The organism is Kosakonia sp. HypNH10 (assembly GCF_029850615.1).
GTDB classification, from domain to species: Bacteria; Pseudomonadota; Gammaproteobacteria; order Enterobacterales; family Enterobacteriaceae; genus Kosakonia; species Kosakonia cowanii.
Genome location: NZ_JAOTIU010000004.1, coordinates 132287 through 154388 on the forward strand (window position 1 = coordinate 132287; position 22102 = coordinate 154388).

At 58.3% G+C, this 22102-nt stretch carries 17 protein-coding genes and 1 riboswitch; of the genes, 12 read left to right on the forward strand and 5 right to left on the reverse strand.

Translation table 11 applies throughout. From position 1 onward, the window contains the following. Nucleotides 1-194: 194 nt before the first annotated feature. Nucleotides 195-1157, reverse strand: coding sequence for a transcriptional regulator LeuO (gene leuO, locus N7V53_RS12975; RefSeq protein WP_023480261.1), 963 nt, complete (start codon nucleotides 1155-1157; stop codon nucleotides 195-197). A 223-nt stretch (nucleotides 1158-1380) separates the two neighbouring features. After that, the gene (locus N7V53_RS12980; RefSeq protein WP_023480356.1) at nucleotides 1381-1638 is read right to left on the reverse strand and encodes a hypothetical protein; all 258 of its coding nucleotides are present in this window, start codon (nucleotides 1636-1638) and stop codon (nucleotides 1381-1383) included. Nucleotides 1639-1815: 177 nt separating this feature from the next. Here N7V53_RS12980 and leuA point away from each other — a divergent pair, with 177 nt between their 5' ends. The 4 genes from leuA to leuD are packed head-to-tail and all read left to right on the forward strand — an operon-like array spanning nucleotide 1816 to nucleotide 6503. Beyond that, nucleotides 1816-3390 (forward strand): 2-isopropylmalate synthase, encoded by a 1575-nt coding sequence (gene leuA / locus N7V53_RS12985; protein WP_023480193.1) that lies wholly within the window; start codon nucleotides 1816-1818, stop codon nucleotides 3388-3390. Continuing rightward, complete coding sequence (gene leuB, locus N7V53_RS12990) at nucleotides 3390-4481, forward strand: 3-isopropylmalate dehydrogenase (RefSeq protein WP_023480275.1); 1092 nt, start codon at nucleotides 3390-3392, stop codon at nucleotides 4479-4481. Before leuA ends, leuB begins: the two co-directional genes overlap by 1 nt. A gap of 2 nt (nucleotides 4482-4483) precedes the next feature. Beyond that, nucleotides 4484-5887 (forward strand): 3-isopropylmalate dehydratase large subunit, encoded by a 1404-nt coding sequence (leuC, locus tag N7V53_RS12995; RefSeq protein ID WP_279793615.1) that lies wholly within the window; start codon nucleotides 4484-4486, stop codon nucleotides 5885-5887. Nucleotides 5888-5897: 10 nt separating this feature from the next. Beyond that, entirely contained in the window at nucleotides 5898-6503 is a 606-nt protein-coding gene (gene leuD / locus N7V53_RS13000; RefSeq protein ID WP_023480422.1) for a 3-isopropylmalate dehydratase small subunit, read from the forward strand. A 320-nt stretch (nucleotides 6504-6823) separates the two neighbouring features. On the opposite strand, the gene N7V53_RS13005 is transcribed toward leuD, so the two are convergent. Beyond that, the gene (locus tag N7V53_RS13005; RefSeq protein WP_279793616.1) at nucleotides 6824-8002 is read right to left on the reverse strand and encodes a sugar efflux transporter; all 1179 of its coding nucleotides are present in this window, start codon (nucleotides 8000-8002) and stop codon (nucleotides 6824-6826) included. 246 nt (nucleotides 8003-8248) lie between these two features. Between N7V53_RS13005 and sgrR the strand changes: the two genes are divergently transcribed. The 4 genes from sgrR (at nucleotide 8249) to thiQ (ending at nucleotide 13325) form a co-directional block, all read left to right on the forward strand. Next, nucleotides 8249-9904: an HTH-type transcriptional regulator SgrR gene (sgrR, locus tag N7V53_RS13010; RefSeq protein ID WP_279793617.1), complete on the forward strand. Its 1656-nt coding sequence runs from the start codon at nucleotides 8249-8251 to the stop codon at nucleotides 9902-9904. 36 nt (nucleotides 9905-9940) lie between these two features. Further along, nucleotides 9941-10041, forward strand: a riboswitch (TPP riboswitch). Between the two features lie 29 nt (nucleotides 10042-10070). Continuing rightward, complete coding sequence (gene thiB, locus N7V53_RS13015; RefSeq protein WP_279793618.1) at nucleotides 10071-11054, forward strand: thiamine ABC transporter substrate binding subunit; 984 nt, start codon at nucleotides 10071-10073, stop codon at nucleotides 11052-11054. Then, a complete protein-coding gene (gene thiP / locus N7V53_RS13020) occupies nucleotides 11030-12640 on the forward strand; it encodes a thiamine/thiamine pyrophosphate ABC transporter permease ThiP (RefSeq protein ID WP_279793619.1) in 1611 nt (536 codons plus the stop codon). The genes thiB and thiP overlap by 25 nt, the downstream gene beginning before the upstream one ends. After that, the gene (gene thiQ / locus N7V53_RS13025; protein ID WP_279793620.1) at nucleotides 12624-13325 is read left to right on the forward strand and encodes a thiamine ABC transporter ATP-binding protein ThiQ; all 702 of its coding nucleotides are present in this window, start codon (nucleotides 12624-12626) and stop codon (nucleotides 13323-13325) included. Before thiP ends, thiQ begins: the two co-directional genes overlap by 17 nt. Here thiQ and N7V53_RS13030 read toward each other — a convergent pair. Beyond that, entirely contained in the window at nucleotides 13319-14089 is a 771-nt protein-coding gene (locus tag N7V53_RS13030; RefSeq protein WP_279793621.1) for a DedA family protein, read from the reverse strand. The two genes, thiQ and N7V53_RS13030, sit on opposite strands and share 7 nt — an antisense overlap. A gap of 126 nt (nucleotides 14090-14215) precedes the next feature. Then, nucleotides 14216-15061: an arabinose operon transcriptional regulator AraC gene (gene araC / locus N7V53_RS13035; RefSeq protein ID WP_023480364.1), complete on the reverse strand. Its 846-nt coding sequence runs from the start codon at nucleotides 15059-15061 to the stop codon at nucleotides 14216-14218. 337 nt (nucleotides 15062-15398) lie between these two features. Here araC and araB point away from each other — a divergent pair, with 337 nt between their 5' ends. The 4 genes from araB to polB all read left to right on the forward strand — a co-directional run bounded on the left by araB (nucleotide 15399) and on the right by polB (nucleotide 22020). Further along, nucleotides 15399-17090 carry a ribulokinase gene (gene araB, locus N7V53_RS13040; protein WP_279793623.1) on the forward strand — a complete coding sequence of 564 codons (1692 nt, stop codon included), beginning with the start codon at nucleotides 15399-15401 and terminating at the stop codon, nucleotides 17088-17090. A gap of 10 nt (nucleotides 17091-17100) precedes the next feature. After that, complete coding sequence (gene araA / locus N7V53_RS13045) at nucleotides 17101-18603, forward strand: L-arabinose isomerase (protein ID WP_279793624.1); 1503 nt, start codon at nucleotides 17101-17103, stop codon at nucleotides 18601-18603. A 289-nt stretch (nucleotides 18604-18892) separates the two neighbouring features. Continuing rightward, nucleotides 18893-19588: an L-ribulose-5-phosphate 4-epimerase gene (gene araD, locus N7V53_RS13050; protein WP_023480360.1), complete on the forward strand. Its 696-nt coding sequence runs from the start codon at nucleotides 18893-18895 to the stop codon at nucleotides 19586-19588. 74 nt (nucleotides 19589-19662) lie between these two features. Continuing rightward, entirely contained in the window at nucleotides 19663-22020 is a 2358-nt protein-coding gene (polB, locus tag N7V53_RS13055) for a DNA polymerase II (protein ID WP_279793625.1), read from the forward strand. Nucleotides 22021-22102 lie beyond the last annotated feature (82 nt).

A 22102-nucleotide genomic window follows, 5' to 3' on the forward strand; every position in this document is an offset into this window, starting at 1 on the left:
GAGCTGGTGAAAACGTCTGTAATAAGCCGCGACGATGACCATTGATCGCTGTGATAAGGGAATGTTCAGTAATTCATGCATTTTTAACGTCGTGCAGAGATTCGTAGTCGGGGCAAATCAGAATAAAATAGTAGTTCTTTCGATAAATGCAGAATAAACCGGAAGTTTGCAACCCGGTTTATTCTGCACGCCGCTTAGTGGCTACAGACCGACACCAGCAGCTCCTCCATCCACTGATGCCCCTTATCGCGACCGGCGGATTCGTGCCACGAGAGACAGCAGGTACGGCTGTTGAGCGTAAGCGGCAACGGCAGCGTATGCAGCGCCAGCCCGCTGGCAAAACGCTCCACCAGCCAGCGCGGCGCAATGGCAACCAGATGGGTTTGAGAGACAACGTTTAATACGCTGGGCAGCGCCATTCCCTGATAGGCAATGCGGTTGCGCTTTTCAACCGTGTCGTACCAGGGCTGGCTGAAAGAGGCGTAGCGCTCAAGCGAAACAACGGCGTGCTGCTCGTTAAACAGGCTGTTTTCCGTCGTCAGTTCAGCGATGCGCGGATGTTGTTGGCTCACCGCCAGCACCATTTCATCTTTAAACAGCGGGACGCAGGAAAACTCCGGACGACGAAATTCTTCATAGCCGATCACAAATTCTATTTCCTGATAGCGCAACTGATGTTCGGTACTGTGATTTAGATCAGATTTAAATATCAGTTTTATATTTGGTGCGACGGCTTTCACATTATTGTAAATAACCGAAGTCAAGAAATTATCGAGTGGACTGCATACGCAAAGATTAAAAATACGCTCGCTGCTTTGTGGATCAAAACCGGAGCCAGGCAGTTCATTTTGTACCAACTGAAGAGCCTGTCTTATCGCACCAAAAAGCTGATACGAACGCGCGGTAGGTTGAATACCCCGACCATAACGAACAAAAAGTTCGTCATTAAACATCACTTTAAGACGCGCAACGGCATTACTGACGGCGGGTTGAGACATGCCCAACGCATGGGCTGCACGCGTAATGTTTTGCTCCTGCATAACGGCATCAAAAACGGTCAGCAAATTGAGATCTACTGAACGTAATTGTGGTTTCTCGCCGTCATTAACTTTTTGATTATAAAGACTTTCCCCGGGAAAATTGCAATCCGTCGTCATGATAAACTCCCTTGACTTGTGTAATAATAATATTCAGGAAGATGATTTATCACGCATATAGCATTATTAGAAGCGCAGTGTGAAAATTTAGGAATATATAAAGCTTACATTTAATTTCCTGGATGAAATTAAAAAAAGCATTACTTAGCCCTGTAATATAAATTATTTTTTAATATTTTCACTTCCATAGCTGTTTTGTAACGATAATCATAAGTCGATCGCCCTACCCACCATTTTCTTTAACATCTTGCCGAAAAGGATTATTAATTCTCTGCGCCTTGCCTTCGCTTTTTCTTACGAAAAGTCTTATGAACACAAAAAGCAAGAATGTCGCGATCACGCTAATTAGACAGCAGATTAAACTAAAGCGCGGGGCGATGATTTGCGCTTCAACATAGCCAGTTTTCGCCGGGGGGTTGACATCAAAGTGCGTATCCAGTACCACTAAAAGCATATCGATTTTAACGGGAGCAAGATTCATGATTCGTCACGTTCGTTTCGCTGGTCTACTACTACTAAACGCATCAATTATGCGCGGTAGACCGGTGGACGACACTCAGAACTGAATCGTCTTCCTGTTAAGACTAAGAACCCGCGCCTTGGCGCGGGTTTTTTTATGCTCGTAGCGAGGCGGCCAAAGCGAACAAGGATCTAAACCATGAGCCAGCAGCAAGTCGTAATTTTCGATACCACCTTACGTGACGGTGAACAGGCATTGCAGGCAAGCCTGAGTGTGAAAGAGAAGCTGCAGATCGCCCTGGCGCTGGAGCGTATGGGTGTTGATGTGATGGAAGTCGGTTTTCCGGTCTCGTCGCCGGGCGATTTTGAGTCCGTGCAGACCATCGCCCGCCAGGTAAAAAACAGCCGTGTCTGCGCTCTGGCACGCTGCGTAGAGAAAGATATTGATGTCGCCGCAGAGTCGCTGAAAGTGGCTGAAGCGTTCCGTATTCACACCTTTATCGCCACCTCGCCGATGCATATCGCCACCAAGCTGCGCAGCACGCTGGATGAAGTGATTGAGCGCGCGATCTATATGGTGAAACGTGCGCGTAACTACACCGATGACGTGGAGTTTTCCTGTGAAGATGCCGGGCGTACGCCGATTGAAGACCTGGCGCGTGTTGTCGAAGCGGCAATCAATGCCGGGGCGAAAACCATCAATATCCCGGACACCGTGGGCTACACCATGCCGTTCGAGTTCGCCAATATCATCACTGGCCTGTATGACCGCGTTCCAAACATCGATAAAGCCATTATCTCTGTCCACACCCATGATGACTTAGGCCTGGCCGTCGGTAATTCGATTGCCGCCGTGCATGCCGGTGCGCGCCAGGTGGAAGGCGCCATGAACGGCATCGGCGAACGTGCCGGTAACTGTTCACTGGAAGAGGTGATCATGGCGATTAAAGTGCGCAAAGACATTATGAATGTGCACACCCGCATCAATCATCAGGAGATCTGGCGCACCAGCCAGACCGTGGCTCAGATCTGCAATATGCCGATCCCGGCCAACAAAGCGATCGTCGGCACCGGCGCCTTCGCCCACTCCTCCGGCATCCACCAGGATGGCGTGCTGAAAAACCGCGAAAACTACGAAATCATGACGCCGGAATCGATTGGCCTGAACCAGGTGCAGCTGAACCTGACTTCACGCTCCGGTCGCGCAGCGGTCAAACACCGGATGGAAGAGATGGGCTACCAGGAGAGCGATTACAACCTGGATAACCTGTATGACGCCTTCCTGAAGCTGGCGGATAAAAAGGGTCAGGTCTTTGATTATGATCTGGAAGCGCTGGCCTTTATCAACAAACAGCAGGAAGAGCCGGAGCATTTCCGCCTGGAGTACTTCAATGTGCAGTCCGGCTCCAACGATATCGCCACCGCCTCGGTGAAACTGGCCTGCGGCGAGGAGATCAAAGCCGAAGCCGCCAACGGCAACGGGCCGGTTGACGCAGTCTACCAGGCAATTAACCGCGTCACCGAGTATGACATTGAGCTGGTGAAATACAGCCTGACGGCGAAAGGCCACGGGAAAGATGCGCTGGGCCAGGTTGATATCGTCGTCAATTACAACAACCGCCGCTTCCACGGCATCGGCCTGGCGACGGATATCGTTGAGTCCTCCGTCAAAGCGATGGTCAACGTGCTGAACACCATCTGGCGCGCCGCGGAAGTGGAAAAAGAGTTGCAACGTAAAGCGCAGAACAAAGAAAACAACAAGGAAACCGTGTGATGTCGAAAAGTTACCATATTGCCGTGCTGCCGGGAGACGGCATTGGCCCGGAAGTGATGGCGCAAGCCCTGAAAGTACTGGAAGCCGTGCGCAGCCGTTTCGCAATGCGAATTACCACCAGCCATTACGACGTTGGCGGTATCGCCATCGACCGCCACGGCAATCCGCTGCCGCAGGCGACGGTCGAAGGCTGTGAGCAGGCCGATGCGATTCTGTTTGGCTCCGTCGGCGGCCCGAAATGGGAAAACCTGCCGCCAGCGCAGCAGCCGGAGCGCGGCGCGCTGCTGCCGCTGCGTAAACACTTCAAGCTGTTCAGCAACCTGCGCCCTGCCAAACTCTATGCGGGCCTGGAAGCCTTCTGCCCGCTGCGCGAAGATATCGCCGCCAACGGTTTCGATATCCTGTGCGTACGCGAACTGACCGGCGGCATCTACTTCGGCCAACCGAAAGGGCGCGAAGGCAGCGGCCAGCACGAGAAAGCTTACGACACCGAAATTTATCACCGCTTTGAGATCGAGCGCATCGCGCGTATCGCTTTCGAATCGGCGCGCAAACGCGGCAAAAAAGTCCACTCCATCGATAAAGCCAACGTGCTACAAACTTCGCTGCTGTGGCGTGAAATCGTCAATGAGATCGCGGGCGAGTATCCGGACATTGAGCTGGCGCATATGTATATCGATAACGCCACCATGCAGTTGATTAAAGATCCGTCCCAGTTCGACGTGCTGCTCTGCTCCAACCTGTTCGGCGATATCCTCTCCGACGAGTGCGCGATGATCACCGGCTCAATGGGCATGCTGCCCTCTGCCAGCCTGAATGAGCAGGGCTTTGGCCTGTACGAACCGGCGGGTGGCTCCGCGCCGGATATCGCGGGCAAAAATATCGCCAACCCAATCGCGCAGATTCTGTCGCTGGCACTGCTGCTGCGCTACAGCCTGAATGCTGACGAAGCGGCAACAGCGATTGAACAGGCCATTAACCGGGCTTTAGAAGAGGGCGTGCGCACCGGTGATTTAGCGCGTGGCGCGTCCGCAGTCAGTACCGATGAGATGGGCGATATCATCGCTCGTTATGTCGCAGAAGGGGTGTAATCATGGCTAAGAGTTTGTACGAAAAGTTATTTGACGCCCATGTGGTCTATGAAGCGCCGAACGAGACCCCGCTGCTCTATATCGACCGCCATCTGGTACATGAAGTGACCTCGCCTCAGGCGTTTGACGGCCTGCGCGCGCACAATCGCCCGGTGCGTCAGCCGGGTAAAACCTTCGCCACGATGGATCACAACGTCTCAACGCAGACCAAAGATATCAACGCCTCCGGCGAGATGGCGCGCATTCAGATGCAGGAGCTGATTAAGAACTGCAACGAATTCGGCGTCGAGCTGTATGACCTGAACCACCCCTATCAGGGCATCGTGCACGTGATGGGGCCGGAACAGGGCATCACCCTGCCGGGGATGACCATCGTCTGCGGCGACTCCCACACCGCCACACACGGCGCATTTGGCGCGCTGGCGTTCGGTATCGGCACTTCAGAGGTGGAACATGTGCTGGCGACGCAGACCCTGAAGCAGGGGCGCGCCAAAACCATGAAGATTGAAGTTAACGGCACCGCCGCGCCGGGCATCACTGCCAAAGATATCGTGCTGGCGATCATCGGCAAAACCGGCAGCGCTGGCGGTACGGGTCACGTGGTGGAGTTCTGCGGCGATGCCATTCGCGCGCTCAGCATGGAAGGCCGCATGACGCTGTGCAATATGGCAATTGAGATGGGTGCGAAAGCAGGCCTGGTCGCGCCGGATGAGACCACCTTTAACTACGTGCAGGGTCGCCTGCATGCGCCGAAGGGCAAAGATTTCGACGAAGCGGTCGCTTACTGGAAAACGCTGCAAACCGATGAAGGCGCCCACTTTGACCGCGTAGTTACCCTGCAGGCAGAAGATATCGCCCCGCAGGTCACCTGGGGCACTAACCCAGGCCAGGTGATCTCGGTCACCGAGATCATTCCCGATCCGGCCTCCTTTGCCGATCCGGTTGAGCGTGCCTCGGCGGAAAAAGCGCTGGCCTATATGGGACTGAAACCAGGCGTACCGCTGACCGACGTGGCGATCGACAAGGTCTTTATCGGCTCCTGCACCAACTCGCGCATTGAAGATTTGCGCGCGGCGGCGGCAATTGCCAAAGGGCGTAAAGTGGCGCCGGGCGTGCAGGCGCTGGTGGTTCCAGGCTCCGGCCCGGTAAAAGCACAGGCGGAAGCGGAAGGTCTGGATAAGATCTTTATCGAAGCCGGTTTTGAGTGGCGTCTGCCGGGCTGCTCGATGTGCCTGGCGATGAACCATGACCGCCTGAACCCGGGCGAGCGCTGCGCCTCTACCAGTAACCGTAACTTTGAAGGGCGTCAGGGCCGCGGCGGGCGTACCCATCTGGTCAGCCCGGCAATGGCCGCCGCTGCGGCAGTAACCGGTCGTTTTGCTGATATTCGTCATTTGCAGGCTTAAGGAGATCACCATGGCAGAGAAATTTACCCAACATACCGGGCTGGTGGTTCCGCTGGACGCCGCTAACGTCGACACCGACGCCATTATCCCGAAGCAGTTTTTGCAGAAGGTAACGCGCACCGGTTTTGGCGCGCATCTGTTTAACGACTGGCGATTCCTCGACGATAAGGGCGAGCAGCCGAACCCGGAGTTTGTGCTCAACTTTCCCGAGTACAAAGGGGCGTCGATTTTGCTGGCGCGGGAGAACTTTGGCTGTGGATCCTCGCGCGAGCATGCGCCGTGGGCGCTGACGGATTACGGCTTCAAAGTGGTGATTGCGCCGAGCTTCGCCGACATCTTCTATGGCAACAGCTTTAACAACCAGCTGCTGCCGGTGACGCTGAGCGACGAAGAGGTGGATGAGCTGTTTGCGCTGGTGCAGAGCAAACCGGGCATTACCTTTGAGGTGGATCTGCAGGCGCAGGTGGTAAAGGCGGGCGGCAAGTCCTACAGCTTTACGCTCGACGCCTTCCGCCGCCACTGCATGCTGAACGGTCTGGACAGCATTGGCCTGACGCTGCAACACGACGACGCTATTGCCGCCTACGAAGCAAAACAACCCGCCTTTATGGGGTGATAGCCTGATGCTGATTGCCGGATAGTTATCCGGCAGTCGGCATCGTGCGGGTTTGTTTGCCGGATGGCGGCGTTGCCTTATCCGGCCTACGCTTCACCTCAACCTCGCACCCGGCCTACGGCGCATTGCTCATTTTTGCCGGATGGCGCTAACGCTTATCCGGCCTACGCTTCACCTCAACCTCGCATCTGGCCTATGGCTCGTTGCTCATTTTTGCCGGATGGCGCTAACGCTTATCCGGCCTTGCCTCGACCCCGCACCCAAACGTAGGCCGGATAAGGCGCAGCCGCCATCCGGCAATTGAACCGCCGCACCGCGCCTTACACATCCTTCACTCGGCTGGTGAGGAGCAGCGTCACCACCGACAGCCCGGCAATTCCCCAATACACCGAGCCGTGACCAAAATATTGCGCCAGCGCGCCCTGGATAATACCTGCCAGAATCACACCGGTTGAAATACTGTTGGTAAACAGCGTGGTTGCTGAACCGGCTCGCCCAGGCATCAAATCCTGGAACCACAGCATGCCGATCCCGGCGACAATACCGATAAACACCGCATTGAAAAACTGCAACAGCAGCAGCGCCGTCTGGCTATGGAAAAAGAGCAGGCCGATATAGAACAGCACACCTGCTGCAACGGCGATCAGCATCATCAGCCGCTTACCGAAACGCTTCACAAAGTAGCCCGCGAGGATCATAGCCGGGATCTCAAGGCCTGCGGCAGTGCCCATCAAAATGCCCGCCAGCTTGTCCGGCAGCCCCAGATCGAGGCTGATCCACAGCGGCATATCAATGATGTACATGGTGTTGCAGGTCCACATCAGCGTTGAGGCGATAAACAGCATGCGCACATTGCTGTCGCGCCAGCCGCTCACCTGCGTAACGGCCACGTCGGCGGGCTGCTCAACCCGCGGCACCGAGGGGAGCCAGAAGGCAATCAGCACCAGGCTGACAATAAACAGCCCGGCGGCGATAGAGAACATGGCGACAAAGCCATAATTGAGCGCCAGCATAAACGCCAGCGGCGGCCCGATAACCCACGCCAGCGAGAGCTGCGCGCGCATGATTGAACTGAACATCACCACTTCCCGCGCCGAGCTGTCGGCGTACTCACGCGCCAGCGCGAAGAGCTGCGGCATCGCGGTGCTGGCAAGCGAAGCCAGCAGCACGCCGCAGGTGATTAAGGTCAGATAGTGACGGTTAAACGCGAACAGCAGTGCGTTTCCCACCGCCATCAGGCAGCAAAAGAGGATCAGCTTGCGCCGGTCGCCCTGGCTGTCGGATCGTTTTGCCAGCGCAAGGCTGACGAGGATACCGGCAATGGCGTTGACGGTATAGAACAGCCCGATCCAGAAGGGCTCGGCGCCCACTTCGCGGCTGAGGAACAGGCTCAGCGTCGGTGCCTGTACCGCACCGGCAACACCCATCATAAAGGCGACGATCATAAACGCGACGTAGACGCCATTCATGCGGCGTCCCATCGTCATCAACCAGAGCATGGCATTTCCTTGTTGAAAGCGGAAAACAGCGACGCAAGCTTAAACGAAAAAAGCCAGCAAAAACATTTTGCTGGCGGGTGCATTCGCACTTAATACTCAGTCACACATGATTCGGGCGAGTCAGTTTTTCCACACGCGTCGTCATTCCCCACTCCGCTATGCGCCTCCTCGCTTTCATCGCAGAGAAGTATCGGCTTAATATAGGGATAAATAAATTGCTGAGTTTTTGCCGGGAGTTCCTCTTTTATGTCCTCTGGTCGCTTGCAACAACAGTTTATCCGTCTGTGGCAATGCTGCGATGGAAAATCTCAGGAAACTACGCTCAACGAGCTGGCGGAGTTGCTCAACTGCTCCCGCCGCCATATGCGCACCCTGCTCAACACCATGCAGACGCGCGGCTGGCTCACCTGGGAGGCAGAAGCCGGGCGCGGTAAACGCTCGCGCCTCACCTTCCTCTACACCGGCCTGGCGTTACAGCAGCAGCGGGCGGAAGATCTGCTCGAGCAGGATCGCATCGACCAGCTGGTGCAACTGGTAGGGGATAAAGCCGCCGTGCGCCAGATGCTGGTATCGCATCTTGGCCGCAGTTTTCGCCAGGGGCGGCATATCCTGCGCGTGCTCTACTACCGCCCGCTGCGTAATCTGCTGCCCGGCTCGCCGCTGCGCCGCTCCGAAACCCATATGGCGCGGCAAATCTTCAGCACCCTGACGCGCATAAATGAGGAAAACGGGGAACTGGAAGCCGATATTGCTCACCACTGGAAAGCGATCTCTCCCCTGCACTGGCGCTTCTACTTACGCCCCGGCATCCACTTTCACCACGGCCGCGAGCTGGAGATGGCGGATGTTATCGCCTCCCTGCGGCGCGCGAGCGCCCTGCCGCTCTACTCCCATATCCGCGATATCGTTTCTCCCACGCCGTGGACGCTCGACATTCACCTCTCGCAGCCCGACAGCTGGCTGCCGTGGCTGATGGGCCACGTGCCGGCGATGATCCTGCCGCAGGAGTGGGAGACGCTGGCGAATTTTGCCAGCCAGCCGATTGGCACCGGCCCTTACGCGGTGATGCGCAACACCCGCAACCAGCTAAAGATCCACGCCTTTGAGGATTACTTCGGTTTTCGCGCGCTGATTGATGAAGTGAATGTCTGGGTGCTGCCGGATGTCGGGGATGAGACCACCTGCGGCCTGACGCTTGAAGGGCCAACGGAGGGTGAAAAAGCGGTGGAGAGCCGTCTCGAAGAGGGCTGCTACTATCTGCTGTTTGACGCGCGATCCAGCCGCGGCGCGAACCCGGCGGTGCGCGAGTGGGTAAGCCGGATCCTTTCGCCAACCAATCTGCTGTGGCACGCCAGCGAACAGAATCAGCGCTACTGGTTTCCCGCCTATGGATTGCTGCCGCGCTGGCACCATGCGCGCCCCGGCAGCGGTGAAAAGCCCGCCGGGCTGGAGACGCTGACGCTCACCTTCTACCGCGAGCACAACGAGCACCAGGCGATCGCCCACACCATGAGCACGCTGCTGGCAGAGCACGGCGTTAAGTTACTGATTCAGGAGGTCGATTATGATGCCTGGCATCGCGGCGAAACAGAGAGCGATATCTGGCTTAACAGCGCCAACTTTACGCTGCCGCTCGACTTCTCGGTCTTCGCTAACCTCTATGAAGTACCGTTGCTGCAACACTGCATCCCGCGCGACTGGCAGGCGGACGCCGCGCGCTGGCGCGCCGGGGAGATGAACCTGGCAATGTGGTCGCAACAGTTGCTGGCGAGTAAAGCGATTGTGCCGTTGATCCACCACTGGCTGCGCATCCAGGGGCAGCGCACCATGCGCGGGCTGCGCATGAATACCCTCGGCTGGTTTGACTTTAAATCGGCCTGGTTTGCGCCGCCGGATCCGTAATGCTTTCAGATTGTTTACCAAATCATTACAATAGCGCCGTTCTCAACGGGGTGCTGCGCTTCACGCGCGTGCTGAGAAAATACCCGTCGAACCTGATCCGGATAACGCCGGCGAAGGGATTTGAGGCTCTCTCAAAATCCTTTGCCACCCATTTATGAGGTGCAAAGTGTTAAAAAAATCGTTGTCACTGCTGCTGCTGATTGCCGCGCCCGTTTTCGCTAAACCCGTCCTGACCATCTACACCTACGACTCCTTCGCCGCCGAATGGGGGCCAGGCCCTGCGGTAAAAAAAGCCTTTGAAGCCGACTGCAACTGCGAACTGAAGTTCGTGGCGCTGGAAGATGGCGTCTCGCTGCTCAACCGTCTGCGGATGGAGGGCAAAAAGAGCAAAGCTGACGTCGTGCTCGGTCTCGATAACAACCTGCTGGAAGCCGCCACCCAGACAAAACTCTTCGCCAAAAGCGGCGTGCCGGATGACGCGGTGAAGGTGCCGGGCGGCTGGAGCAATGACACATTTGTGCCGTTCGATTACGGCTGGTTCGCCTTTGTCTATGACAAAACCAAACTGAAAAACCCGCCGAAGAGCCTGAAAGAGCTGGTCGAGAGCGATCAGAAGTGGCGGGTGATTTATGAAGATCCGCGCACCAGCACGCCTGGGCTCGGCCTGCTGCTGTGGATGCAGAAAGTCTATGGCGATAAAGCCCCCGAAGCCTGGCAAAAGCTGGCGGGCAAAACCGTTACCGTCACCAAAGGGTGGAGCGAAGCCTACGGCCTCTTTTTGAAAGGCGAAAGCGATCTGGTGCTGAGTTACACCACCTCGCCTGCCTACCACATCATCGAAGAGAAGAAAGAGAACTACGCGGCGGCGAACTTCAGCGAAGGCCACTATTTGCAGGTTGAAGTCGCGGCGCGTACCGCCGCCAGCAAACAGCCGGAGCTGGCGGAAAAATTCCTCAAATTTATGGTTTCACCTGCTTTCCAGAGCGCCATCCCTACCGGCAACTGGATGTACCCGGCGAGCAACGTCACGCTGCCCGCCGGGTTTGACCAGCTTGAGAAACCACAAACCTCGCTGCAATTCTCGCCGCAAGAGGTGGCCGCCCAGCGCGCAGCATGGATAGCCTCGTGGCAACGCGCAGTCAGCCGCTAATTCCCGGCTGGCTGCTTCCTGGCCTCACCGCCGCCACGCTGATGGTGGCGGTCGCGGTGGCGGCCTTTTTCGCGCTGTGGCAAAACGCACCTGTCGAAGGGCTATCCGACTTCTTGTCAGACAGCTACCTGTGGCACGTGGTGCGATTCTCATTCTGGCAGGCTTTTCTCTCCGCCCTGCTCTCCGTGGTGCCCGCCATTTTCCTCGCCCGCGCGCTCTACCGGCGACGCTTCCCCGGCCGCCAGCTGCTGCTGCGCTTATGCGCGATGACGCTGATCCTGCCGGTGCTGGTGGCGGTGTTCGGTATTCTCAGCGTCTATGGTCGCCAGGGGTGGCTCGCCGCGCTCTGCCAGACGCTTGGCCTTGAGTGGACCTTTTCGCCCTACGGCTTGCAGGGCATTCTGCTGGCGCACCTCTTTTTTAACCTGCCGATGGCCTCGCGCCTGCTGCTACAGGCGCTGGAGCAGATCCCCGGTGAACAGCGCCAGCTGGCAGCCCAGCTAGGGATGCGCGGCTGGGCCTTCTTCCGCTTTGTCGAGTGGCCCTGGCTGCGCCGCCAGATCCCGCCGGTGGCGGCGCTGATCTTTATGCTCTGCTTCGCCAGTTTCGCCACCGTGCTGTCGCTGGGCGGCGGCCCGCAGGCAACCACCATTGAGCTTGCCATCTACCAGGCGCTCAGCTTTGATTTCGATCCCGCCCGCGCGGCGATACTGGCGCTGATCCAGATGATCTGCTGCCTCGGGCTGGTACTGCTAAGCCAGCGGATGAGTAAAGCCTTCGCCGTCGGTAGCCATCACATTCAGGGCTGGCGCGACCCGGAAACGCGCTGGTTTAGCCGCCTCGCCGATACGCTGTTAATCGTGCTGGCACTGCTGCTGATGCTGCCGCCCTTGCTGGCGGTGATCGTTGACGGGCTTAATGTCAGTTTGCTGAAGGTGCTGGCAGAGCCAGTGCTGTGGCAGGCGGTGTGGACCTCGCTGCGCATTGCGCTGGTCGCCGGGCTGCTCTGCGTGGTGCTGACCATGATGCTGCTGTGGAGCAGCCGCGAACTGCGCGCGCGCCACCGTGCAGCCGCCGGGCAGGCGCTCGAACTGAGCGGCATGCTGATTCTGGCGATGCCGGGGATTGTGCTGGCGACCGGCTTTTTCCTGCTGCTTAATAACACCATCGGCCTGCCCGACTCCGCCGATGGCATCGTGATATTCACCAATGCGCTGATGGCGATCCCCTATGCATTAAAGGTGCTGGAAAACCCGATGCGCGATCTCACCGCGCGGTATGCGCTGCTCTGCCAGTCGCTCGATATTGCCGGTTTTCGCCGCCTGTGGGTGGTGGAGCTGCGCGCGCTGAAACGCCCGCTGGCGCAGGCGCTGGCGTTTGCCTGCGTGCTGTCGATTGGTGATTTCGGCGTGGTGGCGCTGTTCGGCAATGAAGGTTTCCGCACACTGCCCTTCTATCTCTATCAGCAAATCGGTTCTTACCGCAGCCAGGATGGAGCCGTGACGGCGCTGATCCTGCTGCTGCTCTGCTTTTTACTCTTCACTGTGATTGAAAAACTACCGGGCCGCCATGCTAAGACTGATTGATGTCACCTGGCTTTACGAACATCTGCCGATGCGCTTTACCCTCGCAGCCGAACGGGGTGAGCAGATTGCCATTCTCGGCCCCAGCGGCGCAGGCAAGAGCACGCTGCTGAACCTGATTGCCGGGTTTATTACCCCTGCCAGCGGCACGATTTTACTTGGCGATGAGGATCACACCCGGACGCCGCCCGCGCGCCGTCCGGTGTCGATGCTGTTTCAGGAGAACAACCTCTTCACCCACCTGACGGTGCGGCAGAATATTGGCCTGGGTTTACATCCGGGGTTGAAGCTGAATGCCGCGCAGCGGGAGAAGCTTAATGAGATTGCCGCCACCATGGGGCTGGAGGCGCTGCTGGAGCGGCTACCGGATCAGCTCTCCGGCGGCCAGCGCCAGCGCGTGGCGTTAGCCCGCTGCCTGGTGCGCGAGCAGCCGCTGCTGCTGCTGGATGAGCCCTTTTCCGCGCTCGATCCCGCCCTGCGCCAGGAGATGCTCGCGCTGGTGCAAAACGTCTGCCGTCGCCAGCAGTTAACATTGCTGATGGTGTCGCACAGCGTGGAGGATGCCGCGCGCATTGCCGAACGCGCGCTGGTGGTCGCCGAAGGGCGTATCGCCTGGGATGGCGCAACCGACACGCTGCTTAGCGGCAACGCGCCGGTCTCCGCCCTGCTGGGTATTCAGGCTCAGTGACCGCGGATCACTTTGCCGAGAATATCGAGATAGATCGGCATCAGCGGATGTTTTGCCAGCATCACTACTGCGGCAATAGCAATCACCATCGTGCCCGGTGCCAGCCAGAGCAGGCGCTGGCGCGGCAGGTATGCCGTTAAGCGATCGCTGCCCGATTTCCCCGCCCGCCACAGACGCCAGCAGAGCCAACAGGCCAGCCAGAGCACAATCGCCGTCAGCAGCAGCAGCCATTTAAAGCTGCTGCTCTGCATATCGGCAGGAATATCGATCGCCGCACCGGCAAGAATCCCCGGCAGGAAGTAGAAGGGCGGCCACAGCAGGCAGCCGATGATATTCGGTGGTAAAAATTTGCGGATCGGCAGATCGAGCATTCCGGCGACCATCGGCACCAGCGGGCGCGTCGGGCCGACAAAGCGCCCAACCAGAATGGTAAACAGGCTGTGCTCATGCAGCGCGTGTTCGGTTTTATCGAGCAGCGCTTTGTGCTTTTTCAGGAAAGACCAGCGGTGCAGCGGTTTCTTAAAGCGCCAGCCGAGCCAGAAGGAGATCCAGTCGCCAAGCAGGCAGCCGACAATGCCCGCCAGCCACGCATGCCAGAAATTAACTTCCCCGCTGCCAATCAGTGCGCCCAGCGCTGCCATCATCACCGTGCCGGGGAGGATCAGCCCCACCAGCGCCAGCGACTCAAAAAAAGCGACCAGCGCGATCGCCACCAGCGAGTATATGGCTGACTGGGTAATAAAGTGTTCCAGCAATGCTTCCATAAAGGGTCCTGTTCAGATTGAACGGCGGATTCTGCGGAGCGCCTCCGCCACCGTCAAGCTTTCAATTATCTGAATCTTTACCACTTATGTCAGATTGAAGAACAGATTATTTCCATTCTTTACGCTTCATTCACATCCAGCACGAAACTCGCTCGGGCTGGCACCGGTGCATTTTTTAAACACCCGAGAAAAGTAGAGCTGATCGTCAAAGCCGACGTTACGCCCGACGCTGGCAATCGGCATCCGCGTGGTGCTGAGCAGCAGCTTCGCCTGGCTGATGCGCTGATCTTCGCGCCAGCTCAGCACGCTGACGCCAAGCTGCTGGCGAAAGAGATGCGACAAGCGCGACGGCGAGAGGCAGACATGCTGCGCGACGCTGGCGATATCAAAATGGTTATCGGAAAGGTGGTCGCTGATGTACTGACAGGCGTCACGCACGCGGTTATCAAGGGGCGGATTGAGGGATTCGTTGATCGCCTCCATGCGCCGCAGCAGCAGCTGTTCGAGCAGGTTGATCGCCAGATGTTCGGCGTAGCGCCCGGCGCTCTGCCCGGCATCGATAATTTGCGCGAAAAGGTCGCGAAAACGATCCATATGCGCATCATCAGGGCGGTAAAAACCGGTTTGCGCGAAGAGCGTCGGCCAGTTTAGCCACTCCTGCCAGTAGGCGCGCGGACGGAAATAGACCCACTGGTGATACCACGCCTCGGCGTCAGGATGGCGGCCATAGTGGTGAATTTCGCCGGGGGGAAAGAGCAGAATATCGCCGGGTCGGCAGACAAACTGTTTACCCTGGTTCATCACCACGCCTTCGCCGCGCACCGTCAGGTTAAGGATATAGCCCTTCATCCCCATCGGTCGGTCAACAAAAAAGTCGAGATAGCTTTCCGATTCAATCGGCGTCAGACCCGCTACCAGGTGCGCGTTAAACGAGTACCCGGGCAGCAGTGGATCATTTTGAGATTCGGCCATAAAACGCATTACTCCCCTACCCGACAAGGAAACCAATTGTCCATATTGTCATTCCCGTTATTTCCCGGCTAATGGCGGGCAGAGCGCGTCAATACTGCTATCACGCGATGCCGCAAGACAAAAGCGATAATCCCTTTTTAACGCCTTAAAGCAGGGTGAAAACGGATAACGGAAGTGTCTATAAAGGCGACAGAAATGTCCACATCGAATTTTTGCACGGCGTCACACTTTGCGATGCCATAGCAATTTCGTCCATAAGATTAGCGAATCCTGCCTGACGGTTTTCGCCGCCGATCTCTATCGTTTTTCTAACGGTTATTCTTATGGAGCACTAAGCATGGCAATCACGATTGGCCTCGATTTCGGCAGCGATTCAGTACGTGCGCTGGCGGTAGACTGCACATCCGGGGCGGAGATCGCCACCAGCGTCGAGTGGTATCCGCGCTGGCAGGAGGGCCGTTATTGCGACGCGCCGCATAACCAGTTTCGCCATCATCCGCGCGATTACATCGAATCGATGGAAGCGGCGCTCAAAAGCGTGCTGGCAGAGTTAAGCGACGCCCAGCGCGCAGAGATCAAAGGCATTGGCGTAGACAGCACCGGCTCCACCCCGGCGCCGATTGATGCCGAAGGCCGCGTGCTGGCGCTGCGCCCGGAGTTTGCCGACAACCCGAACGCCATGTTCGTGTTGTGGAAAGATCACACCGCAGTTGAAGAGGCGGAAGCCATCACCCGCCTGTGCCACACCTCCGGTAAAACCGACTACTCGCGCTACATTGGCGGCATCTACTCCAGCGAATGGTTCTGGGCGAAGATCCTGCACGTGACCCGCGCCGACAGCGCCGTGGCGCAGGCCGCCGCCTCGTGGATCGAGCTGTGCGACTGGGTGCCAGCCCTGCTCTCCGGCACCACGCGCCCGGAAGCGATCCGTCGCGGACGTTGCAGCGCCGGGCATAAATCTCTGTGGCATGAAAGCTGGGGCGGCCTGCCGCCCGCTGCCTTCTTTGATGAACTCGATCCGATTATCAACAAACACCTGCGCTGGCCGCTCTTTACCGAAACCTTTACCGCCGACCGCCCGGTGGGCACGCTGACCGCCGAGTGGGCGCAGCGCCTGGGGCTGCCTGAATCGGTGGTGATCTCCGGCGGCGCGTTCGACTGCCATATGGGTGCCGTCGGCGCGGGCGCACAGCCTAATACGCTGGTGAAAGTGATCGGCACCTCCACCTGCGACATTCTGATCGCCGATAAACAGAGCGTTGGCGACCGCGCGGTGAAAGGTATCTGCGGCCAGGTGGACGGCAGCGTAGTGCCGGACTTTATCGGCCTCGAAGCCGGGCAATCCGCCTTCGGCGATATCTACGCCTGGTTTGGCCGCATCCTCGGCTGGCCGCTGGAACAGCTGGCGCAGCAGCACCCGGAACTGAAAGAGCAGATCAAAGCCAGCCAGAAACAGCTCCTGCCAGCGCTTACCGACGCGTGGGTGAAAAATCCTTCTCTCGATCACCTGCCGGTGGTGCTCGACTGGTTCAACGGTCGCCGCACGCCAAACGCTAACCAGCGCCTGAAAGGGGTGATCACCGATCTGAATCTTGCCACCGACGCCCCGGCGCTGTTCGGCGGGCTGATTGCCGCCACCGCCTTCGGTGCCCGCGCGATTATGGAGTGCTTTACCGAACAGGGCATTGCCGTTGACAACGTGATGGCGCTCGGCGGCATCGCGCGGAAAAACCTCGGCGTAATGCAGGCCTGCTGCGATGTGCTCAACCGCCCGTTGCAGGTTGTCGCCTCTGAACAGTGCTGTGCGCTGGGCGCGGCTATTTTTGCCGCCGTCGCCGCAGAGGTGCACGCCGATATCCCGGCTGCACAGCAGAAGATGGCGAGCGCCATTGAGAAAACGCTCCAGCCTTCGGCACAGGCGCAGCAGTTTGAACGGCTCTATCGTCGCTATCAGCAGTGGGCCGCCAGCGCCGAGCAGCACTATCTCCCTTCAGCCGCGACAGTTTCGCCGGCCGCGTTAACCCATTAAGGACACGATCATGACTATTTTCGACAAGTATGAAATTTGGTTCGTTATTGGCAGCCAACACCTGTACGGGCCGGAAGCCCTGAAGCAGGTGACGCATCATGCCGAGCAGGTGGTTAACGCCCTCAACGCAGAAGCAAAACTGCCCTGCAAACTGACGCTGAAGCCGCTGGGAACCACGCCGGATGAGATCACCGCCATCTGCCGCGATGCCAACTATGACGAGAAGTGCGCCGGGCTGGTGGTGTGGCTGCACACCTTCTCGCCGGCGAAAATGTGGATCAACGGCCTGTCGATCCTCAACAAGCCGCTGCTGCAGTTCCATACCCAGTTCAATGCCTCCCTGCCGTGGGACAGCATCGATATGGACTTTATGAACCTCAACCAGACCGCGCACGGCGGCCGCGAATTTGGCTTTATCGGCGCGCGTATGCGTCAGCAGCACAGCGTGGTAACCGGTCACTGGCAGGATAAACAGGCTCACTCCCGCATCGGCGCGTGGATGCGCCAGGCGGTGTCGAAACAGGATACCCGCCACCTGAAAGTGGCGCGCTTTGGCGACAACATGCGCGAAGTGGCGGTAACCGACGGCGATAAAGTGGCGGCACAGATCAAATTTGGCTTCTCGGTAAATACCTGGGGCGTCGGCGATCTGGTGCAGGTGGTAAATGCGGTGAGCGACGGCGATATCAATGCGCTGGTCGATGAGTATGAGAGCAGCTACCGCCTGACCGCAGCGGCACAGGTGAACGGCGATAAACGCCAGAACGTGATTGATGCCGCGCGTATTGAGCTTGGTCTGAAGCGCTTCTTAGAGGAGGGCGGCTTCCACGCCTTCACCACCACTTTTGAAGATCTGCACGGCCTGAAACAGCTGCCGGGTCTGGCGGTACAACGCCTGATGCAGCAGGGCTACGGCTTTGCCGGCGAAGGCGACTGGAAGACCGCAGCGCTGCTGCGCATTATGAAGGTGATGTCCGGTGGCCTGAACGGCGGCACCTCCTTTATGGAGGATTACACCTACCACTTTGAGAATGGCAACGACCTGGTGCTCGGCTCGCATATGCTGGAAGTGTGCCCCTCTATTGCTCTCGACGAGAAACCGACGCTCGACGTGCAGTATCTCGGCATCGGCGGCAAGGCCGATCCGGCGCGTCTGATCTTCTCCACCAAAACGGGCCCGGCGATCAACGCCAGCCTGATCGATCTCGGGGATCGCTTCCGCCTGCTGGTGAACTGTGTTGAAGCGGTGAAAACACCGCACGATCTGCCGAACCTGCCGGTGGCGAATGCCCTGTGGAAAGCGCTGCCGGATCTCAACACCGCCTCCGAAGCGTGGATCCTCGCCGGTGGCGCGCACCATACCGTCTTTAGCCAGGCGCTGACGCTTGATGATATGCGCCAGTTCAGCGAGCTGCACGGCATTGAGCTGACGGTGATCGATGAAGATACCCGCCTGCCAGCGTTTAAAGATGCGCTGCGCTGGAACGAGCTCTATTACGGCGCTAAGCGCTAAGCCGATGCCCGGTGGCACTGCGTTTACCGGGCCTACAAACCCCATATGCCGGATAGATGCAGCGCCATCCGGCAATACAGACAAAACGAACCCGTAGGCCGGATAAGCAACGCGCCATCCGGCAATACAGGCAAAACAAACCCGTAGGCCGGATAAGCGCAGCGCCATCCGGCAATACAGACGAAACGAACCCGTAGGCCGGATAAGCCACGCGCCATCCGGCAATACAGGCAAAACGAATCCGTAGGCCGGATAAGCGCAGCGCCATCCGGCAATACAGGAGAAACCGATGCTCGACGATCTCAAACGGCAGGTGCTGGAAGCCAACCTGGCACTGCCAAAACATAATCTGGTCACCCTGACCTGGGGCAACGTCAGCGCCGTCGACCGCACCCGCGGCGTGCTGGTGATCAAACCCTCCGGCGTCGATTACACCGTGATGACCGCCGAAGATATGGTGGTGGTCGATATCGCCACCGGCGAAGTGGTTGAAGGGACGAAAAAGCCCTCTTCCGATACCCCCACCCACCGCTTGCTCTACCAGGCGTTTCCGACCATTGGCGGCATTGTCCACACCCATTCGCGCCACGCCACTATCTGGGCGCAGGCCGGGCAACCCATTCCGGCGACCGGCACCACCCACGCCGACTACTTTTATGGCGAGATCCCCTGCACCCGCAAAATGCGCGATGAGGAAATCAACGGTGAATATGAGTGGGAAACCGGCAATGTGATTGTCGAAACCTTCGAGAAAAACGGTATCGACGCGGCACAGATGCCCGGCGTGCTGGTGCACTCCCACGGGCCGTTCGCCTGGGGTAAAAATGCCGATGACGCGGTGCATAACGCCATTGTGCTGGAAGAGGTGGCCTATATGGGCATCTTCAGCCGCCAGCTCAATCCACAACTGCCCGCCATGCAGCAAACGCTGCTGGATAAGCACTATTTACGTAAACACGGCGCGAAAGCCTATTACGGCCAATAGCTGTATAAAACCACAGCATCACCTACCGAACCAGGCTATAATCTCGCCTGGTTTTGGTTGAGTGAGAGCAAACTGTGGCGCAGGCGCAAGAAGGCTTTATTTTAACCCGTCACTGGCGGGATACGCCCAACGGGACGGAGATCGAACTCTGGCTTGCCACGGATAACGGCCCGCTGCGCGTGGTGCTGCCGCCGCAGGAGTCGGTTGCCTTTATTCCCGCTGAGCAGGCCGACAAAGCCCGCGCGCTGCTGCGCGATGAGCACAACTGGCGCTTAACGCCGCTCTCTCTCAATGATTTTCACCGCCGTCCCGTGATGGGTATTTACTGCCGTGCCCACCGTCAATTAATGCGTTTTGAAAAGCTGCTGCGCGAAGGCGGCGTTACCGTCTATGAAGGCGATGTCCGCCCGCCGGAGCGCTACCTGATGGAGCGCTTTATCACCGCTCCGGTGTGGGTCGATGGCGAACCGCGCGGCAACGCGCTGGTCAATGCGCGCCTGAAACCGAGCCCGCACTATCGCCCGCCGCTGAAGTGGGTGTCGCTGGATATTGAAACTACTCGCCACGGTGAACTCTACTGCATCGGCCTTGAGGGCTGCGGCCAGCGCACGGTCTATATGCTCGGCCCGGAAAATGGCGATGCGCAGGGGCTCGATTTCGACCTTATCTATGTCGCCAGCCGCCCGCAGCTGCTGGAGAAGCTTAACGCCTGGTTCGCCGAACACGATCCCGATGTGCTGATTGGCTGGAACGTGGTGCAGTTTGATTTGAAAGTGCTGCAAAAGAGCGCCGAGCGCTACCGCGTGCCGCTGACCCTCGGGCGCAACGGCAGCGAGCTGGAGTGGCGCGAGCACGGCTTTAAAAACGGCGTCTTCTTTGCCCAGGCACCGGGCCGCCTGATAATCGACGGCATCGACGCGCTGAAGTCCGCCTTCTGGAGCTTCTCCTCCTTCTCACTGGAATCGGTATCGCGCGAACTGCTCGGCGAGGGCAAAGCCATCGACAACCCGTGGGATCGCATGGATGAGATCAACCGCCGCTTCGCCGAAGATAAGCCGGCGCTCGCCACCTATAACCTGAAGGATTGCGAGCTGGTGACGCGTATCTTCCACAAAACGGAGATTATGCCCTTCTTGCTGGAGCGTGCGACGGTCAACGGCCTGCCCGCTGACCGCCACGGCGGCTCGGTTGCCGCCTTTAGCCACCTCTACTTTCCGCGCATGCACCGCGCCGGTTACGTGGCGCCCAATCTCGGCGATGTCGCGCCGCAGGCCAGCCCCGGTGGCTACGTGATGGATTCACGTCCGGGCCTCTATGATTCGGTACTGGTGCTCGATTACAAAAGCCTCTACCCGTCGATCATCCGCACCTTTCTTATCGATCCGGTCGGCCTGATTGAGGGGCTGGCGCAACCGGATGCGGCACACAGCACGGAAGGTTTTCTCGGCGCGTGGTTTTCGCGCAAGAAGCACTGCCTGCCGGAGATTGTCGGGCAGATCTGGCACGGGCGCGATGAGGCAAAACGGCAGGGCAATAAGCCGCTTTCACAGGCGCTGAAGATCATCATGAACGCCTTCTACGGCGTGCTCGGCACCACCGCCTGCCGCTTTTTCGATCCGAGGCTCGCCTCGTCGATCACCATGCGCGGGCACCAGATCATGCTGCAAACCAAAGCGCTGATCGAAGCCGAAGGCTATGACGTGATCTATGGCGATACGGACTCCACCTTCGTCTGGCTTAAGCATGCGCACAGCGAAGAGGCGGCGGCGAAAATTGGCCAGCATCTGGTCAAGACGGTTAACCGTTGGTGGACGGCGCACCTGCAACAGCAGGGGCTGGAGAGCGCGCTGGAGCTGGAGTTCGAAACCCATTTTTGCCGCTTCCTGATGCCCACCATTCGCGGTACGGATCAGGGGAGTAAAAAGCGCTACGCCGGGATGATTCAGGAGGGCGATACGCAGCGCATGGTGTTTAAAGGCCTTGAGACGGTGCGCACCGACTGGACGCCGCTGGCGCAGCAGTTCCAGCAGTCGCTCTATCTGCGTATCTTTCGCAACGAGCCGTACCAGGATTATATCCGCGAGACCATCGCCAGCCTGATGGCGGGCGAGCTGGATGCACAGCTGGTCTACCGCAAACGCCTGCGCCGCCCGCTGGCGGAGTATGAGCGCAATGTGCCGCCGCACGTGCGTGCCGCGCGCCTTGCCGACGAGGAGAACCAGAAGCGCGGGCGCGCGCCGCAGTACCAGAACCGCGGCACCATTAAGTATCTCTGGACCACCAGTGGCCCGGAACCGGTCGATTACCAGCGCTCGCCGCTCGATTACGATCACTATTTAACGAAACAGTTGCAGCCGGTCGCCGATGGGATCCTCCCTTTCCTTGACGATGACTTTGCTACACTGATGACAGGGCAGCTGGGACTATTCTGACCGTGATGCTACACGAATCGGTCTATACGAACGAAGTTGGTTCCAGTACCATAGCGCCCTTCCTTTTTCTGGCCCCAAATTT

Coding starts and splice junctions, on each gene's coding strand:
- leuO (WP_023480261.1), bottom strand. CDS start 1,157: ATGACGACGGATTGCAATTTTCCCGGGGAAAGTCTTTATAATCAAAAA.
- N7V53_RS12980 (WP_023480356.1), bottom strand. CDS start 1,638: ATGAATCTTGCTCCCGTTAAAATCGATATGCTTTTAGTGGTACTGGAT.
- leuA (WP_023480193.1), top strand. CDS start 1,816: ATGAGCCAGCAGCAAGTCGTAATTTTCGATACCACCTTACGTGACGGT.
- leuB (WP_023480275.1), top strand. CDS start 3,390: ATGTCGAAAAGTTACCATATTGCCGTGCTGCCGGGAGACGGCATTGGC.
- leuC (WP_279793615.1), top strand. CDS start 4,484: ATGGCTAAGAGTTTGTACGAAAAGTTATTTGACGCCCATGTGGTCTAT.
- leuD (WP_023480422.1), top strand. CDS start 5,898: ATGGCAGAGAAATTTACCCAACATACCGGGCTGGTGGTTCCGCTGGAC.
- N7V53_RS13005 (WP_279793616.1), bottom strand. CDS start 8,002: ATGCTCTGGTTGATGACGATGGGACGCCGCATGAATGGCGTCTACGTC.
- sgrR (WP_279793617.1), top strand. CDS start 8,249: ATGTCCTCTGGTCGCTTGCAACAACAGTTTATCCGTCTGTGGCAATGC.
- thiQ (WP_279793620.1), top strand. CDS start 12,624: ATGCTAAGACTGATTGATGTCACCTGGCTTTACGAACATCTGCCGATG.
- N7V53_RS13030 (WP_279793621.1), bottom strand. CDS start 14,089: ATGGAAGCATTGCTGGAACACTTTATTACCCAGTCAGCCATATACTCG.
- araC (WP_023480364.1), bottom strand. CDS start 15,061: ATGGCCGAATCTCAAAATGATCCACTGCTGCCCGGGTACTCGTTTAAC.
- araB (WP_279793623.1), top strand. CDS start 15,399: ATGGCAATCACGATTGGCCTCGATTTCGGCAGCGATTCAGTACGTGCG.
- araA (WP_279793624.1), top strand. CDS start 17,101: ATGACTATTTTCGACAAGTATGAAATTTGGTTCGTTATTGGCAGCCAA.
- araD (WP_023480360.1), top strand. CDS start 18,893: ATGCTCGACGATCTCAAACGGCAGGTGCTGGAAGCCAACCTGGCACTG.